The 18,012-nt window shown below is 61.0% G+C and carries 14 protein-coding genes; 2 read left to right on the forward strand and 12 right to left on the reverse strand.

The window, feature by feature from the left end; all coding sequences use genetic code 11:
* Positions 1-220: 220 nt before the first annotated feature.
* The 9 genes from ACYZUM_RS06380 to ACYZUM_RS06420 form a co-directional block, all read right to left on the reverse strand.
* Positions 221-742, reverse strand: coding sequence for a DUF3455 domain-containing protein (locus ACYZUM_RS06380; protein WP_108182248.1), 522 nt, complete (start codon positions 740-742; stop codon positions 221-223).
* 196 nt (positions 743-938) lie between these two features.
* Positions 939-2,543, reverse strand: a complete 1,605-nt coding sequence (locus tag ACYZUM_RS06385; protein ID WP_108182249.1) for an ABC transporter ATP-binding protein — start codon at positions 2,541-2,543, stop codon at positions 939-941.
* Between the two features lies 1 nt (position 2,544).
* Positions 2,545-3,567, reverse strand: coding sequence for an ABC transporter permease (locus ACYZUM_RS06390; RefSeq protein ID WP_108182250.1), 1,023 nt, complete (start codon positions 3,565-3,567; stop codon positions 2,545-2,547).
* Positions 3,567-4,631: a microcin C ABC transporter permease YejB gene (locus ACYZUM_RS06395; protein ID WP_108182251.1), complete on the reverse strand. Its 1,065-nt coding sequence runs from the start codon at positions 4,629-4,631 to the stop codon at positions 3,567-3,569. The genes ACYZUM_RS06390 and ACYZUM_RS06395 overlap by 1 nt, the downstream gene beginning before the upstream one ends.
* 1 nt (position 4,632) lies before the next feature.
* Positions 4,633-6,498: an extracellular solute-binding protein gene (locus ACYZUM_RS06400; RefSeq protein ID WP_108182252.1), complete on the reverse strand. Its 1,866-nt coding sequence runs from the start codon at positions 6,496-6,498 to the stop codon at positions 4,633-4,635.
* Positions 6,499-6,727: 229 nt separating this feature from the next.
* Positions 6,728-9,439: a TonB-dependent receptor gene (locus ACYZUM_RS06405; RefSeq protein ID WP_440829033.1), complete on the reverse strand. Its 2,712-nt coding sequence runs from the start codon at positions 9,437-9,439 to the stop codon at positions 6,728-6,730.
* Positions 9,440-9,646: 207 nt separating this feature from the next.
* A complete protein-coding gene (locus ACYZUM_RS06410; RefSeq protein WP_003223575.1) occupies positions 9,647-10,048 on the reverse strand; it encodes an ExbD/TolR family protein in 402 nt (133 codons plus the stop codon).
* Positions 10,048-10,755 (reverse strand): MotA/TolQ/ExbB proton channel family protein, encoded by a 708-nt coding sequence (locus ACYZUM_RS06415; RefSeq protein WP_007966644.1) that lies wholly within the window; start codon positions 10,753-10,755, stop codon positions 10,048-10,050. Before ACYZUM_RS06415 ends, ACYZUM_RS06410 begins: the two co-directional genes overlap by 1 nt.
* A gap of 51 nt (positions 10,756-10,806) precedes the next feature.
* Positions 10,807-11,631, reverse strand: a complete 825-nt coding sequence (locus tag ACYZUM_RS06420) for an energy transducer TonB (RefSeq protein ID WP_108182253.1) — start codon at positions 11,629-11,631, stop codon at positions 10,807-10,809.
* A gap of 1,082 nt (positions 11,632-12,713) precedes the next feature.
* Between ACYZUM_RS06420 and ACYZUM_RS06425 the strand changes: the two genes are divergently transcribed.
* Complete coding sequence (locus ACYZUM_RS06425) at positions 12,714-13,337, forward strand: glutathione S-transferase N-terminal domain-containing protein (RefSeq protein ID WP_041074054.1); 624 nt, start codon at positions 12,714-12,716, stop codon at positions 13,335-13,337.
* 136 nt (positions 13,338-13,473) lie between these two features.
* On the opposite strand, the gene ACYZUM_RS06430 is transcribed toward ACYZUM_RS06425, so the two are convergent.
* Positions 13,474-13,914 (reverse strand): CBS domain-containing protein, encoded by a 441-nt coding sequence (locus ACYZUM_RS06430; protein WP_041074056.1) that lies wholly within the window; start codon positions 13,912-13,914, stop codon positions 13,474-13,476.
* 342 nt (positions 13,915-14,256) lie between these two features.
* Here ACYZUM_RS06430 and ACYZUM_RS06435 point away from each other — a divergent pair, with 342 nt between their 5' ends.
* Positions 14,257-16,617: a DNA polymerase II gene (locus ACYZUM_RS06435; protein WP_262949097.1), complete on the forward strand. Its 2,361-nt coding sequence runs from the start codon at positions 14,257-14,259 to the stop codon at positions 16,615-16,617.
* On the opposite strand, the gene ACYZUM_RS06440 is transcribed toward ACYZUM_RS06435, so the two are convergent.
* Both ACYZUM_RS06440 and ACYZUM_RS06445 read right to left on the reverse strand, forming a co-directional pair.
* Positions 16,603-17,052: a DUF1810 domain-containing protein gene (locus tag ACYZUM_RS06440; RefSeq protein WP_108182255.1), complete on the reverse strand. Its 450-nt coding sequence runs from the start codon at positions 17,050-17,052 to the stop codon at positions 16,603-16,605. The genes ACYZUM_RS06435 and ACYZUM_RS06440 overlap by 15 nt on opposite strands.
* 28 nt (positions 17,053-17,080) lie before the next feature.
* Entirely contained in the window at positions 17,081-17,902 is an 822-nt protein-coding gene (locus ACYZUM_RS06445) for an aldo/keto reductase (protein ID WP_108182256.1), read from the reverse strand.
* Positions 17,903-18,012: the final 110 nt, after the last annotated feature.

Genomic DNA, 18,012 nt, shown 5'->3' on the forward strand with positions numbered 1-18,012 from the left:
CAATCTAGCTCACATTCTTCAAACATCCAGCCAACAGTCTTCTACTGTGGGAGCGAGCCTTTGTGGTGAGGGGATTCATCCCCGACCGGCTGCACAGCAGCCGTAACCGTTGGTTGCGGTGAATTCCTGACCCCGCTGTTGCCGGATATTGGGGCGCTTCGCGCCCCATCGGGGATGAATCCCCTCGCCACCAGTTCGCTCCCATAGGAGCATCAAGGAACTAGTTCGCCGCCCAGAAAATGTAGTCGGCCTGATACTTCACCACTTCCTGTTTGCCCTTGTTCGCCGCCGTGCATTCGCTGCCCGGGGCCACGCCGCCCTTGAGCGCGACACGCTGGATATAACTCACGCCACTCATCGCGCCTTTGCCTTCGGCGGGGTTGGCCTTGACCAGTTGATAGGGCAGGTTGCCCGGGCTCGACGGGGCGACGGCCAGTTGCGTGCCGGTGACTTTCGAACCGTCCTTGGCCTGCCAGGTGGCGGGCGGGCCGAAGTAGGTGCCGACCTGCTGGCCGCTGCGATCATTGAGCACCGCTTTCGGGCCGACGAAGGTCCATTCGGTCTGCCCGGCCGCGTTGGGCTTGTCGCGGCATTCATAGGTGATCTCGCCGACGCCGGTGGTTTCCATGGCGATCTTGTGGCCTTCCGGGACTTTGATCGCGTCGGGATAGCTGCTCTGGGCGAAGGTTGTCGAGGACAGGGCGAGCAAACCGGTGAGGCCAATCAGTTGAGTGATGTTCATCTGTGTTATCTCCGAAAGGGGTAAACCGCTGACAGCCGAAGAGGGCTGCTACAGGGACTACCCGTGACGGAGGCGTTTGGATGGAGTGGCCGAAAAATATTCTCCAGGCCCCACCAATCCCCTGTAGGAGCTGCCGCAGGCTGCGATCTTTTGCTCTTGAAAAACAACATCAAAAGATCGCAGCCTGCGGCAGCTCCTACACAAGCTCGGCAGTTTTACGCGGGACGCTCAGGCCGGAGGCTTTCAGCAGTTCCTGGGTGTAGGGGTGCTGCGGCGCAGCAAAGATCTCCCGCGACGCCCCTTGCTCGACCACCTGGCCGTCCTTGATCACCAGCAAGTCATGAGCCAGCGCCTGCACCACCGCCAGGTCATGGCTGATGAACAGATAGGTCAGCCCATGCTTGATCTGCAATTGTCGCAACAGCTCCACCACTTGTTTCTGCACCGTGCGATCCAGCGCCGAGGTCGGTTCGTCGAGCAGGATCAGCGCCGGCTCCAGCACCAATGCGCGGGCGATGGAGATGCGCTGGCGCTGGCCGCCGGAGAATTCGTGGGGGTAGCGATGGCGACTCTTCGGGTCGAGGCCGACTTCCTCCAGTACGCGAATCACCGCCGCCTCGCGCTCGGCCTCGGTGCCAATGCCATGAGTCAGCAGGCCTTCGGCAATGATCTGTTGCACCGACATGCGCGGGCTCAGGCTGCCGAACGGATCCTGGAACACCACCTGAATCTGCCGCCGCAACGGGCGCATCAAACGCTGATTGAGCAGGCTCAGTTGCTTGTTGCCGAAGCGGATCTCGCCTTCGGATTCCACCAGCCGCAGGATCGCCTGGCCCAGCGTGGATTTGCCCGAACCGGATTCGCCGACAATCCCCAACGTTTTGCCGCGTTGCAGGCGGAAGCTGACGCCGTCCACCGCTTTGATGTACGCCTGCGAACGACTGAACAGCGCCTTTGGCAGAGGAAACCAGACCTTCAGATCATCGACTTCCAGCAGATTGTGTTGATACGCACTCGGCACCGGAGCACCGCTGGGTTCCGCTTCGATCAACAAGCGACTGTAAGGATGTTGCGGGGTGCGAAACAGCGCCTCGCAATCGGCCTGTTCGACGATTTCACCGTGGCGCATTACGCACACCCGTTGCGCGATGCGTCGCACCAGATTCAGATCGTGACTGATCAGCAACAGTGACATGCCCAATCGTTGTTGCAGTTCGATCAACAGCTCAAGAATCTTCTGCTGCACGGTCACGTCCAGCGCCGTGGTCGGTTCATCGGCGATCAACAGTTCCGGCTCGTTGGCCAGCGCCATGGCGATCATCACCCGTTGCCGTTGTCCGCCCGACAGCTGATGCGGATAGGCTTTCAAGCGCTGCAAAGGCTGGCGAATACCGACCAGTTCCAGCAGTTCCAGCGTCCGCTCACGTGCCGCGCGCCCCTTCAGGCCTTTATGAATTTCCAGCACTTCACTGACTTGCTTTTCCACCGTGTGCAACGGGTTCAGCGAGGTCATCGGCTCCTGGAAAATCATCGCAATCCGGTTGCCGCGTAAACCGCGCAGGTGTTGCTCGCTGGCCTGCAGCAAGTTCACCCCGTTGTAAGTAATCGAACCGCTGCTGCTGACGCTTTTACCCGGCAGCAAACGCAGGATCGAATGCGCCGTGACCGACTTGCCCGAGCCGGACTCACCGACCAGCGCCAGACATTCACCACGGCGAATGTCGAGGTTCAAACCGTGCACCACGGCCTGCTCGCCAAAGGCCACGCGCAGGTCGCGAATCTCGATCAAATGGTTTTGCATGTCAGCTCCTCGGATCAAACGCGTCTCGGCAAGCCTCACCGATGAACACCAACAAAGACAGAATCAGCGCCAAGGCAAAAAACGCCGTCAGGCCCAGCCACGGCGCTTGCAGATTGCGCTTGGCCTGGCCAATCAGTTCGCCCAGTGAGGCGGTGCCCGCCGGCATGCCGAAGCCAAGAAAATCCAGCGCGGTGAGGGTGGCGATGGCGCCGGTCAGAATGAATGGCAAATAGGTCAGGGTGGAGGTCATTGCGTTGGGCAGAATGTGCCGGCACATCAGCTCACTGTCGGTCAGCCCCAGCGCCCGCGCGGCTTTGACGTATTCCAGATTGCGTCCACGGAGGAACTCGGCGCGCACCACATCCACCAGCGCCAACCAGGAGAACAGCGCCATGATCCCCAGCAGCCACCAGAAACTCGGCGAGACAAACCCGGACAAAATGATCAGCAGATACAGCACCGGCAGCCCCGACCAGATCTCCAGCAGTCGTTGCCCGAGCAAATCCACCCAACCGCCGTAATAACCCTGCAACGCGCCGGCAACGATACCGACCAACGCACTGATGCCGGTGAGGATCAGCGCAAACAGGATCGAAATTCGTGTGCCGAAAATCACCCGCGCCAATACGTCCCGCGCCTGATCGTCGGTGCCCAGCCAGTTGCTCGCCGAGGGCGGGCTTGGCGCCGGTTCGGTGAGGTCGTAGTTGACGGTGTCGTAGCTGAACGGAATCGGCGGAAACAGCATCCAGCCGCCTTGATCCTCGATCAGCGAGTGCACGTAAGCGCTGGCGTAATCCGGCTGGAACGGCAGCTCGCCGCCGAAATCGGTTTCCAGGTAATCGCTGAGGATCGGGAAGTACAACGCGCCGTGGTAGCGGATCACCAAGGGTTTGTCGTTGGCAATCAGTTCGCCAGCGAGGCAGATCAAGCACAGGCCGAGGAACAGCCATAACGACCAGCGCCCACGGCGGTTGGCCTTGAACTGCGCGGCCCGGCGCTGACCCAGAGGAGAGAGTGTGAACATCAGGCAGTCCTCGCCGAGAAGTCGATGCGCGGGTCGAGCAGGGTGTAGCTGAGGTCGCCGATCAGCTTGATCAACAGGCCGAACAGGGTGAACAGGAACAACGCGCCGAACACCACCGGATAGTCCCGCGACACCGCCGCCTCGTAGCTCATGCGCCCGAGGCCATCGAGGTTGAAAAGGGTTTCGATCAGCAAGGAGCCAGCGAAAAACACTTCGATCAGCGCCGACGGCACACCCGCCACCACCAGCAGCATGGCGTTGCGAAACACGTGGCCGTAAAGCACGCGGCGTTCGGTCAGACCCTTGGCCCGTGCGGTAATCACGTACTGGCGGCTGATCTCGTTGAGGAAGCTGTTTTTGGTGAGGATGGTCAGGGTGGCGAAGCCACCGATGACCAGCGCCGTGACCGGCAACACCAGGTGCCAGAGGTAGTCGCCGACCTTGCCCAACGTGCTGAGGTTGTCGAAGTTATCCGACACCAGCCCCTGCACCGGGAACCAGTTGACGTAGCTGCCGCCGGCGAACACCACGATCAGCAGAATCGCAAACAGAAACGCCGGCATCGCGTAGCCGATGATGATCGCGGTGCTGCTCCAGACATCGAATGCGCTGCCGTTGCTGATCGCTTTGCGGATGCCCAACGGGATCGAAATCAGGTAGGTGATCAGCGTCGCCCACAAGCCGAGCGACAACGACACCGGCAGTTTCTGCAGGATCAGATCGGTGACCTTGGCACCGCGAAAGAAACTGCTGCCCAGATCCAGCTGCGCGTAATTTTTCAGCATCAGCCACAGGCGTTCGTGCATCGGTTTGTCGAAACCGTAGTGGTGTTTGATTTCCTCGATCAGCGCCGGGTCGAGGCCACGGCTGCTGCGCCCGGCACCGCCCGTCGCAGCGACTTCGCCACCACCGCCCATGCTGTGCCCGCCGAAACCTTGCAGACGCGCGATGGCTTGTTCCACCGGGCCGCCCGGCGCGGCCTGCACGATGAGGAAATTGACCACCAGGATGCACAGCAGCGTGGGGATGATCAGCAGCAAACGTCGACTCAGATAACGCAGCATGTCACTGGCCCCCCGCAAGCTGGGCGTGCATCTGTTGCGTGGTCAACGGCTTGGCCGAGACCTCCCACCAGGTGTTGAGGCCTTCGTCGTAAGCCGGTTGCACCGGCGGCATGCCGAAGCGGTTCTGATACACCGTCGGCGTGCCTTTGGAGTAGTAGTTGGGAATCATGTAGTAACCCCATTGCAGCACCCGGTCGAGGGCGCGGGCGTAATGCACCATGGCATCGCGGGTGTCGGCCTTGACCAGCCCGTCGATCAGTTGATCGACCGCCGGGTTGGCCAGCACCATCGAGTTCGAACTGCCGACTTGCGTGGCACTTTGCGAGGCGTACAGGCTGTACAGTTCGCGGCCGGGGGAGACGATCGGATCGCCACTGCGCGGGAAACTGGTGACGATCATGTCGTAGTCGCGGGCGTTGAGCCGATTGACGTATTGCGCCGAATCGATCCGGCGTAAATTCAGGGTGATGCCGATCTGCGCGAGGGTGCGTTTGAATGGCAACAGCATGCGGTCGAAGCCGCCCTGACCGTCGAGGAAGGTGAACGCCAGCGGCTCGCCATCGGCGTTGACCAGTCGGCTGTGTTGCGGCGTCCAGCCCGCCTCGGCGAGCAGTTTCAGCGCCTGCAACTGCTTGTCGCGTATGTAGCCGCTGCCGTCGGTTTTCGGCGCCTGATAGACCTCGGTGAACACCTCGTCCGGGATCTGCCCGCGCAACGGTTCGAGGATCTTCAATTCCTCGGCGTCGGGCAGGGCGGTGGCGGCCATTTCACTCTTGGGCCAGAAGCTGTTCTGACGCACGTAGAAGCCGCGCATCATCTGCTTGTTGGTCCATTCGAAATCCCACAGCAGGCTGATCGCCTGACGCACGCGGCGATCCTGAAAAATCGGGTTTTGCAGGTTGAACACGAAGCCTTGCGCCGCCGTGGGTTTTTCCGGGGCGAGAATCGCCTGTTGCAAACGCCCGTCACGCAATGCCGGGCTGTCGTAGCCGACCACGTAACCGGACGAAGAAAACTCGCGGTTGTAATCGAACGCACCGGCCTGCAGCAGTTGGCGAGCGACGTCGGTGTCGCCGTAGAAATTCACCGTGAGCGTGTCGAAGTTGTACATCCCGCGACTGACCGGCAGGTCCTTGCCCCACCAGTCCGGATCGCGCTGGAAACTGATGCTGCGCCCGGCGTCGACCTTGCTCACGCGATACGGACCGCTGCCCAGCGGCGGTTCGAAGCCGCCGCCGTTGGCGAAGTCGCGCGTCTTCCACCAGTGTTCGGGCACCACGCGCAGCGTCGCCAGGTCCAGCGCCAGGGTGCGGTTGAGGTTGTTCTTGAAGGTGAAGCGCACCTGCCGTGGACCTTCGATCAGCACGTCCTGCACGTCGGCGTACTGCTGGCGATAACTGAGGCTGCCCTTGGTCATCAGCAGGTTGAAGGTGTAGCGCACGTCTTCGGCGGTGATCGGCGTGCCGTCGGCGAAGCGGGCCTTGGGGTTCAGGGTGAAGCGCACCCAGAGCCCCTCGGGATCGCGTTCCATTTGTTGCGCGACCAGTGCGTAAACGGTGTAGGGCTCGTCCAGCGAACGGAACGCCAGCGGCGCATACACCCAGTCGTTGACCTGCACCACGGAAATGCCCTGATCGGCATACGGGGTGATGTAGTTGTACTGGCCGATTTCCATCGACGCCCGGCTGAGCGAACCGCCCTTGGGCGCGTCGGGATCGACGAAATCGAAATGCTGGAAACCCGCCGGATACTTCGGCGCCTCGCCGTACACCGTCAGTGCATAGCTGCCGGCGGCCAGTGCCGGCACGGCAGCGCAGAGTAAAGCTCCGCCGAGCAGCAGGCCTGCCATGTTGCGCATGAATCTCATGAAGTTTTTCCTCTAAGCCCGAAAACTCACTGGCAACGCTGAAAACTGTGGGAGTGCCCTGTGGTGAGGGGATTTATCCCCGACCGGCTGCGAAGCAGTCGCAAACCCATTGCATGCGGTGATTCTGGTCATCCGCAGTTCAGGTTTTGGGGGCGCTTCGCACCCCATCGGGGATGAATCCCCTCACCACAAAAGCTCAGTCACACAAAGGATGTGTCCAGCCCTGGGGTTAGAAGTGGTACGTCATGCGCGCAAACAGCGTGCGGCCCAGCGGGTCGGTGTAGCGCGGGTCATAGCCGCTCTGGAAGTTGTAGGCCTGGTTGGAGAACGGTGGGTTGCGGTCGAACATGTTCTTCATCCCGGCATCGACATCCAGCACCTTGTTGAAGGTGTAGCCGGCCGACAGGTCCCACACCGAATACGACGCCACGCGCGCATGGGTATCGCGGTCGTAGTCGTTGTAACCGGTGGTGAAACGGTTGGTCAGCGACGCCCTTGCGGCGCCGAAGGTCCAGCTGCCGGTGAGGTTGTGTTTCCAGCGCGCGATCACGCCGTCCCCTTCGAAATCGCCGACCTTGTCGGTGAACGGGCCTTTGATGGTGCTCTGGAAGTCATAACTGTCGACGTAGGTGCCTTGCAGCCCCAGGCCGAACTGGCCGTACGGGGTGTTCGGGAAGCGGTAGTCCAGCGACACATCGACACCGTTGGTTTCGACGATGCCGAGGTTGGCGTTGCCGGTGACGATGTAGTTGAGCGTGCCGTCGGCGTTGCGCACGAAGCGATCCGGGTAGCTGCCAGCCTGATCGAACACGGTGGATTCAGGGAACGGCTGGATCTGGTTGGAGATGTGAATCCACCAGAAATCCAGCCCCACCGACAGGTTGCTGACCGGCTGATAGACGAAGCCCAGCGTCACGTTGCGCGCCTTCTCCGGAGCCAGATCTTCATTGCCGCCGATCTGATTGAGGAACTGCTGACCGCAATCGCGCCCGCCGTTGCCACCCGGTTGCACCACGCCGCCGGTACACAGCACCGGATCGTTGTAGTAGCCCTGGGTGTAGGTGATGCTGCGCGGCGAATACAGCTCGTAGAGCGACGGCGCCCGGAATCCTTCGCTGTACGCGCCGCGCACCACCAGCTCTTTGAGCGGCTGATAACGGAACGAGTATTTCGGGTTGGTGGTGCTGCCGAAGTCGCTGTATTTGTCGTGACGCACAGCGGCGGACAGTTCGAGGCTGTCGAGCACCGGCACGTTGATTTCCGCATAGGCGGCTTTCACACTGCGGTCACCCTCGACGCTACCGGCCGGGTCGATGCCGAGGCTCTGGATGTCACCGGCAAACTGCTCGAAATCCTGATGGAATTTCTCTTTGCGGTACTCGCCACCCAGCGCCAGACCGGCCGGCCCGGCACCGAACCAGTCACCGATTTCGCGGCTGACCCGCCCGTCAAAACCGGCCACGCGGCCGACAGCGGTGGTGTAGGCGCCGTGGTACATCGCGGCGTCGATATATTGCTGACCGGCGGCGGATTGCGGGCCGAACGGGTTGAGCAGACCACTGGCCAGACCGTTGATCATCGCCTGATCGCTGACATAGCCGCTGGTGACGCTGGAGACGATTTTGTTCTGGTTGTACGAGGCGCCGACGTTGTAATCCCAGCCGCCGACCAGACCGTCGAAGCTCAGCAGAAAGCGCTGGCTGGTGTTCTGGTCTTTCGATTCCCGTGGGCCGGCGGCGGTTTCGCGCCAGTTCACATCGACCGGTTGCGTCGGGTCGAGGGCGAAGCCCGTCGGGCCAGGCGTGATGCCGTTGCCGGGGTAGTACGGCGACGAGGAATCCAGGCTCAGGCCGGTGAGCGGGGCCGGGCCGACCGCCGTGGCGTTGTTGTTGCGTGACCAGAAGTATTCGAGGTTGACGTTGTGATCGTCGCCGAGTTTGCCGGTGGTCTTGCCGAAGAACGAGGTCTTTTCGGTTTGCGGAATCAGGTCGATGTATTCGCGGGTGCTGAAGCGGCACAGGCCATCGCGCGCGACCAGGTTCGGCCCGTTGCAATTGCTGTTGGCCAACGGGTTGGTGGCGTTGCCGTTCTGGCTGTAGTTGCCGGGGAACGCGGTGCCGGAGGTCTGATCGAGGCCACGACCAGGATCGTAGTCGCGGGCGAAGGAGCGGTCGTTGGCGTCGAGGTTCTGCTGCTTGTTGTAGTTGAACACGCCGAGCACGTTGAAGCGGTCTTCCTCCAGATCGCCATAGCCCCAACTGGCGCTCATGTCTTTGGTGGCACCGCCGCCGCTGTGGGTCGGGGTTTCGCCACCGAGGGTGAGCTGGCCGTCGGTCAGGGATTTTTTGGTGATGAAGTTGATTACGCCGCCGATGGCGTCGGTGCCGTACAGGGCTGATGCGCCGTCGCGCAGAACTTCCACGCGCTCGATGGCGGCAAACGGGATCATGTTCAGATCCACCGCGCCACCGGCCGAGTTGGTGCCGGACAAGGCATTGTTGGCCAGGCGTCGACCGTTGAGCAGCACCAGGGTCTTGTTTGCGCCGATGCCGCGCATGTCGGCAAACGAAGCGCCACCGGTGGCGGCGCCGACCGAGCCTGCGCTGTTGTTGATCGACTGGCTGCCGGTGATCCGCTGCACCAGTTCGGCGGTGGTGGTCACGCCCTGTTTGCGCAGCTCATCGGCTTTCAGAATGGTGATCGGCACGGCCGTTTCCGCATCGACCCGGCGAATCGCCGAGCCGGTCACTTCCACCCGTTGCAGTTGCGTGGTCGGTGCCACCACTGCGGCTGCAGCGGGGACGGCGGCGTTGTCGTCCTCGGCGGCTTGCACGGTCCCGGCGCCCATCCCCATGGCCACCAGGTACAACGGAACAAAACGGTGACGAGAAATCGTTGCCACCAAAGGTTTGAGCGTGAAGCGTGGAGTGTTCATCAGCATGGTTGTTTCCGACTTGATCAGACGTTATCGAATTGGCCTTGTGAGCCCCTCATTGCTCCGCTTTCGGTGATACCGCATGCGGAAAGCCACTTTCTTCAAGCAAGCCGATCCCCTCCGAAGACGTCTGGCGTTTTTCGGTCGGCTGATTGCGACGGGAAGCGGTTCGCGGTGTCGGGCGCGTTTCTCAACGCGCGCCCGACACCGCACTCAGTGGGTGGTCATCACCGAAATCTTGCTGATGCCCGAGCGTTCGATGGACGCCATGGCCTTGGCCACCTGGCCGTAATTGACGTTGGCGTCGGCCTGCAGCTGCACGCGCACCTCGGCGTCCTTGGCCTTGACCTCCTTGAGGCTGGCCTCCAGAGATTCCGGTGCCAGTTCGGTTTTCGCCAGGTAGAACTTGCCGTCCTGATCGACGCTGACCACCACCGGGTCTTTCTTCTCGGCGGGGGCGACGGCGTCGGTTTTCGGCAGGTTGACCTTGATCGCGTTGGTCATCAGCGGTGCGGTGACGATAAACACCACCAGCAGCACGAGCATCACGTCCACCAGCGGCGTGACGTTCATTTCGCTGAGCACTTCATCGCTGTCTTGAGTGGAAAAGGACATCAGCTGGCCTCCCGCACGGCGGCAGTGGTTTTGCTGGCGATGGCCTGGCGGCTGATGGAAAACGCGCTGCGCGAGGCGAGGGCGTCGAAGTCGTGGGCGAAGTCATCCATGTCTGCCGAGGCCAGTTTCAGGCGGCGCAGAAAGAAGTTGTAAATCAGCACCGCCGGGACCGCGACGGCGATCCCGACGCCAGTGGCGATCAGCGCGTGACCGATCGGGCCGGCGACCGCTTCAAGGCTCGCCGAACCGGTTTCGCCGATGCTTTGCAGGGCTTCCATGATCCCCCACACGGTGCCGAACAGACCAATGAACGGCGCGGTGCTGCCGATACTGGCGAGGATCGCCTGGCCGTTTTCCAGCGAGCGGCGTTCTTTCTGGATCTGCTGGCGCAGGTTGCGTTCCAGGCGATCCGAACGGTTGATGGTGTGCGCCAGTTGTTGCGTGGTACGCGGCGATTCTTCCACCAGCAAGGCTTCGAAACCGCTGCTGGCGATGCGCGCCAGCGAGCCCGGATACTGGCTGGCGTGTTCGGCAGCGGTGAGCAGATCCGGTGCCCCCCAGAAGGCTTTGCTGAACTGTTTGTTCTGGGCTTTCTGGCGCAGGTATTGCGCCGACTTGACCAGCAGGATCGCCCAGCTGACCACGGAAAACAGCACCAGGCCCCAGAGCACACCGGGGACAATCATCGAAGACAGTGAATTGTTCATCGCTACACCTCGCTTGCATTAAGTCGGTTGTGAGTTCGTCGGGTTGTGCCGTTATTGCGGCAATTTGAAATCGATGGTTTGGGTGGCGAAGCCGTCAATCGGCGTGTCACCGCGTTTGGCCGGAATGAACTTCCAGTTCTTTACCGCCGCGACGGCGGCGTCATCCAGTTGCGGCTTGCCGCTGGACTTGGTCACTGTCACCGAGCCGGCGCGACCGTTGGCCAGCACCTGAATGCGCAGCACCACACTGCCTTCCCAATTGCGCCGCAGCGCCAGCGACGGGTATTCCGGCGGCGGGTTGCCAAGGCTGGCAAGGCCGGAAATCGCTGCCGATTCCTTGACCGGGCCAGGCGCGGCGGCCGGGGCCGGTGGCGCGCTCGGTGTCACCGGCGCAGCGGGAGCGGCCGGTTGTGCCGGGGTGGGCGGAGCTTTCGGCGGCTCGACTTTCTTCACCGGTTTGGGCTTCTCGACCGGTTTCGGTTTTTCGATCGGCTTGGGTTTTTCCACCGGTTTTGGCGGTGGCTTGACCGCATCTTCGTCTTCCACCGGTTGTTCCGGTTCCGGAGGTGGAGGGGGCGGCGGTGGCGGTGGCGGTTCCGGTGTGGGCGGTGCCGGCGGCGTCGGGCTGGTCAACTCGACGGTCATTTCCGGAATCTGCGGCGGAGTCGGCAGTGGCTCGGGCCGGGTCTGCTGGAAAAACCACCAGGCGCCGCCGTGTATCAGCGCCGATACCGCCACCAGCAACAGCATTTGCTGTTTGTTCAACCCGCCGGGTTGCGAGGTATTGGCCGTGAAGGCTGGCCTGTCCGGTGACAGCGGGATTGGCGCTTCCCGTAACGACCCCGGCAGGGTTCTGTGCTTTACCGCATCGTTCATTAAAGCTCCCTCGGGTTGATGAAGGGCAATAAGGTGCCGTCCGAACATTTCGGTGATGTTCGAGTGGGTGGGTGTAACTTTCTTTTGGGTGTAAGCAAGCCGATAGTTGAACTATCTATTGAATAGGCTTGTGCAGGCTTACTGGTTTAACGCCAATGACTTCGTTTGTTCATTCGCCATTCCCTGGTGTTGTTCTGTATCGGTATGGATTGTTTCAATGGTCGTGATTCATTTTGCAACCGCTGTGCCAAATATTGCTGAAATGTAGCGCGGTTATTTCATGGCTGTTACTCATGTCGCATTTATATAAGTTTTACAGAATGTCCCGGTTTTCTTTAGTGCATGACTGTCCGCGGCCCCGAACGCCGGGGCTTTTTTGCAGGCGAGTCAGACCGGGCGCTGTATCGGCCGGATTAGCCAGATAGAGCCGCTGAGCTCGGGTCCGCCCAGGCGCTTGATGGTGCGCGACGGACTGATTTGGTGCGGGTCAATGTTTTAGCGGGTCACGGCGCATGTTCCTTGTTTTTGTTTAAATGAAATCAGTATTTCGGATCTGCGTTAGTTGCGTGCGCAGGAACGCTTTTGGTGCAATTAAAAAATCAGTTGAAATTATTGTTCGACAATTCGGCAATCGTTGATTGACGCAGTGCTTGCGCAATAACTTCATGGGTCTTATTTAAAAAATAAATAACACGCTGCTGTCGGCACATTATTCAGCGCCAACACAGTGGTCGTTTGTCAGGTTCAGGTAATGACGTAAATTCGCGGATGGCCGGTACTGTTCAGGTGAACTCGACATTGCGCGGATGGATATAAACAGGCCGTGAAACGGCAGAACGATTGAAGATTCACGCAGTGACCTCCTTGTTGCCAGTTCGGATACGCGAACTTTTGGTCCGGTATCGCACCTTACAAGAACGCGGATAGCGTTCGATGATTGCTCTTGGTGCGGGATGGGCACCGCCAGCGCGGTTTTGCGGGGTTTGAATTCGCAAGTCGCGAATGCATGGGAAAAACGTGCCAAAGCCGATACACCCGCTATAAATAGGGCTACACAGATCCGTCGAGATCGAGGAGGGGGCATGTATCAACTGTACGGACATCGCAATTCGGGTGCTGCAGCCATCGAAGCAGCGCTGGAGTTATGCCAGATCGCCTATCGCTTCATCGATATCGAAGCTTCGAGCGAGGCGGCCGAAGCCCTGGCGCGCCTCAATCCACTGAAACAGGTGCCGACCCTGCAGTTGCCCGATGGCAGTGCGATCACCGAGAGTGTGGCGATTCTGATTCACCTGGGCTTGCGCTTTCCCGGATTCGGCCTGTTGCCGGCCGAGGCCACTGATCGCGATCAGGCGATTCGCGGCATGGTCTACATCGCAAGCAATTGCTACGCGGCCATCGGCGTCATCGATTACCCCGAACGCTGGCTGGTGATGCCGGACGAAGCCTCACGACAGAATCTGATGGCCGGTGCCCGCGAGCGCTTGCACTGGAGTTGGGAAGTGTTTGCCGACCAGTTTTCCGCCGAGTTGTACCTGGACGACGAGACGCCCGGCGCACTGGACGTGCTGGCAGCGGTGGTGACGCGCTGGTCGGGGAGTCGCGAGCACCTGCGTCAGACCCGCCCCGGGTTCTACGCGTGGTTGCAGCGCATTGACCGGCACCCGGTGCTGGCGCCGGTGTTTGCCCGGCATTGGCCGGTTTGACCACCACAAGATCCTGTAGTGAGGGGATTTATCCCCGATGTGGCACGAAGCACCCCCAAAAAAGCCGGGACCGCTACGCAGTTCATCGGGGATAAATCCCCTCACCACAGGGCTCACTCCTAAAGGAGGGAGGGACTTATTCCCCGCGAATGTACTGCTCCAGCTGCTTGATCAGCTCGGCCTGTTCGGCAATCGCCTCTTTCACCAGGTCGCCGATCGACAGCAAGCCGATCAGTTTGCCGTTCTCCACCACCGGCAAGTGGCGCAGGCGTCTGTCGGACATGATGCCCAGGCAGGTGTCGACGGTCTGGTGGGTGTCCACGGTGATGACATCCTTGACCATGATGTCGCGCACCGGTGTACCGACCGAGGAGCGCCCGTGCAGTACCAGTTTGCGCGCGTAATCACGCTCACTGATGATGCCGACCACTTTTTCGTCTTCCACCACCAACAGGGCCCCGACGTTTTTTTCGGCCATCTTCATCAGCGCTTCGAGCACCATGTGATCGGGTTTGATCTGATGCACTTCCTGATTTTTCTGATCTTTGAGCTTGAGCAGTTGGGCGACGGTCTTCATGGTGGTTACTCAGGTGTTGTCGTTGTTCTCCAAGCATCGTAGACGCTGGCGTGCAGGGCAAGGTGGCAAAGCGGCAGATAGCACGCAAAAAACGTCATTTGCCGAAAATACCTACCCCTGAGCCTGCGCGAAGGGAAACCTTGTGGTGAGGGGATTTATCCCCGATGGGCTGCGAAGTAGCCCCAAACTCATGAAGCCGGATTTTTCTGACATATATCACTGGATGGCTTTGGGCCTGCTACGCAGGCCATCGGGGATAAATCCCCTCGCCACAGGGAATGGGGTTATCCCGTGAATGGCAGCGTAGAATGCCCCTCTGATTCAATTCCTGAGGTTGCAGTGGTGGATTTACAGCAGGGCTTCGTCCTGACCCGGCATTGGCGCGACACCCCGGCCGGCACCGAAGTCGAGTTCTGGCTGGCGACCGACGCCGGGCCGCGCCGTGTGCGTCTGGCGCCGCAGACGTCAGTGGCGTTTATCCCCGCTGCACAACGCGAAGCGGCCGAACGTCTGCTGCACGATGAAAAGAATGTCGAACTGCGCCCGCTGGCCCTGCAGGATTTCGAACATCGCCCGGTGCTGGGCCTGTATTGCCAGCAACACGGTCAATTGATGCGCCTGGAAACCGCGCTCAACCGCGCCGGGGTCGACGTCTTTGAAGCCGACGTGCGTCCGCCGGAACGCTACCTGATGGAGCGCTTCATCACCGCGCCGGTGCTGTTCAGTGGCAGTGCCGATGACGACGGCGTCTTGCTCAATGCCCAACTGAAACCCGAACCCAACTACCGACCGCAACTGCGGCTGGTCTCGCTGGATATCGAAACCACCGAAACCGGCGAGCTGTATTCCATTGCCCTGGAAGGCTGCGGCCAGCGTCAGGTGTACATGCTCGGCGCACCGAACGGTGATGCGAGCATGGTCGACTTCGACCTTGAATACTGCGACTCACGCACCGTCCTTCTCAAAAAGCTCAACGACTGGTTCGCCCGGCATGACCCCGACGCGATCATCGGCTGGAATGTCGTGCAGTTCGACCTGCGCATCCTCCACGAACACGCGCGGCGCCTCGGCGTGCCGCTGAAAATCGGCCGTGGCGGTGAAGAGATGCAGTGGCGCGAACACGGCAGCCGCACGCACTACTTTGCCTCGGCAGCAGGGCGGCTGATCATCGATGGCATCGAATCGCTGCGTTCGGCGACCTGGAGTTTCCCTTCGTTCAGCCTGGAAAACGTCGCCCAGACCCTGCTTGGCGAGGGCAAGGCGATCGACAACCCGTACCAGCGCATGGACGAAATCAACCGCATGTTCGCCGAGGACAAACCGGCGCTGGCCAAGTACAACCTCAAGGACTGCGAACTGGTCACGCGGATCTTCGCCAAGACCGAACTGCTGACGTTTTTGCTCGAACGCGCCAGCGTCACTGGTCTGCCGGCGGACCGCAGCGGCGGCTCGGTGGCGGCGTTCACCCACTTGTATATGCCGCTGATGCATCGCCAGGGTTTCGTAGCGCCCAACCTGGGCACCAATCCACCGCAGGCCAGCCCGGGCGGCTTCGTCATGGATTCACAGCCAGGGCTGTACGAGTCGGTACTGGTGCTCGATTACAAGAGCCTGTACCCGTCGATCATCCGCACCTTTCTGATCGACCCGGTGGGGCTGATCGAAGGTTTGCAGCACCCGGACGATGCCGATTCGGTTCCGGGTTTTCGCGGCGCGCGTTTCTCGCGCACCCGGCATTGCTTGCCGTCGATTGTCGCGAGGGTCGCCGAAGGTCGCGAGACCGCCAAACGCGAGCACAACGCGCCACTGTCGCAGGCGCTGAAGATCATCATGAACGCGTTCTACGGCGTGCTCGGTTCCAGCGGCTGCCGGTTTTTCGATACGCGTCTGGCGTCGTCGATTACCTTGCGCGGCCACGAGATCATGCTGCGCACCCGTCAACTGATCGAAGCGCAGGGCCATGCGGTGATCTATGGCGACACCGATTCGACCTTCGTCTGGCTGCGCCGGCCTCACGGTCAGGAGGAGGCGGCGCAGATCGGCCAAGCGCTGGTCAAGCACGTCAACGACTGGTGGCGCGAGCACGTGCGGGAAGAATACGGCCTGCAAAGCGCCCTCGAATTGCAGTACGAAACCCACTACAAACGCTTTCTGATGCCGACCATTCGCGGCGCCGAGGAGGGCAGCAAGAAACGCTACGCCGGACTGGTGACCCGCGCTGATGGCAGCGAAGAAATGGTCTACAAGGGCCTGGAAACCGTGCGCACCGACTGGTCACTGCTGGCCCGGCAGTTCCAGCAGGAACTCTACGAACGGATCTTCCAGCGCAAGCCGTATCAGGATTACGTGCGTGATTACGTGCGCAAAACCCTGGCCGGCGAGTTCGATGAACGACTGGTCTACCGCAAGCGCCTGCGCCGCACTCTTGATGACTACGAACGTAACGTGCCGCCGCATGTGCGGGCGGCACGACTGGCCGATGATTACAACGCGCAGCACGGGCGCCCACGGCAGTACCAGAATGGCGGCTGGATCAGTTACGTCATCACCCTGGCCGGGCCGGAACCGCTGGAAGTGCGCCGCGCCGCGATCGACTACGACCACTACATCACCCGCCAGCTACAACCGGTGGCGGATGCGATTCTGCCGTTTGTCGACGACGATTTTTCAACCCTGATCGGGGGCCAACTAGGCCTGTTTTGAGTCCAGCAGTTGCAGGGTCCATTCGTCGAGGATGCCGTGGAAGTAGCGCTCCAGTGCCTGAGCGAACGGGCAGTCGTCGGCGCTGAACTGCGCAAACAGGGTCATCGAGGAGTGGAATTTCAGGTCGTCGGGGTGGCCGAAAATCTCGGCTATCGAGCGCTGACGGATGTTCAGCACCAGTTGCGTGCAGGTGCGCAGCCGTGCACCGAGCAAATCGTGGGCCAGATAGGCCCGCGCCTCTTCGGCAGACTGAATGGCGAAGCGTCGAGACATTTCACTGCCACCCAGCCCGGCGAACTGCGGGAACACAAACCACATCCAGTGGCTGCGCTTGCGCCCCTCGCTGAGCTCACGCTGGACCCGTTCGAACACCGGATCCTGCGCCTGGACGAAACGCTGCAGGTTGAACGGGTCGTACTGATCAGTGCTTCTCATGACGAAGACCTCGCCAGCAGCCAGCGACTCAGACCATCGCCAGCCGCTGCTTGCGTTGTGGCGCTTTGAATACCTGGTCCAGCGCCGCCAGATCCCCGGCATCCAGTTGCAACTGCGCCGCTTGTGCATTGAGTTGCACGTGTTCCGGTCGCACAGCCTTGGGAATCGCAATCACACCATCCTGGCGCAGAATCCACGCCAGTGAAACCTGTGCCGGGGTCACCTTGTGACGAGTGGCAATCTGCTTGAGTACCGGTTCGGCCAGCATCGCACCGCCCTGACCGATCGGGCAGTACGCCATCAATGGCATGCGTTGCTGTTGGCACCATGGCAGCAGATCGAATTCGACGCCGCGCTCTTCCAGGTTGTACAGCACCTGATTGGTCGCGCAGGCCGGGTTGGCCAGTTCTTCGAGGTCATCGACGTCGAAATTCGACACGCCCCAACGGCCGATCTTGCCGTCCGAACGCAGGCGTTCGAAGGCTTCGACGGTTTCTTCCAGCGGATACTGGCCGCGCCAATGCAGCAGATAGAGGTCGATGTAATCGGTGTCGAGCCGGCGCAGACTGCGCTCGCAGGCTTGCGGAATGCCTTTGCGGCTGGCGTTGTGCGGGTAGACCTTGCTCACCAGAAACACTTGGTCGCGCAGGCCCGCGATGGCTTCGCCGACGACAGATTCGGCACCGCCTTCGGCGTACATTTCTGCGGTGTCGATAAGGGTCATGCCCAGTTCGATGCCTTGGCGCAGCGCGGACACTTCACGCGAGTGCGCCGAGCGGTCTTCGCCCATGCGCCAGGTGCCTTGGCCGATCACTGGAACCTGCACGCCTGCCAGTTCAAGGGTACGCATTCAAACCTCCTGTGCTGATGGTCATACCTTAGTGGGCAGCAGGATAGCGCAGGGGTTCCAATGGAGGGCGATGAACCTGTGGCGAGGGGATTTATCCCCGATGGGCGCGT

It is taken from the genome of Pseudomonas sp. m6p (genome assembly GCF_055760375.1).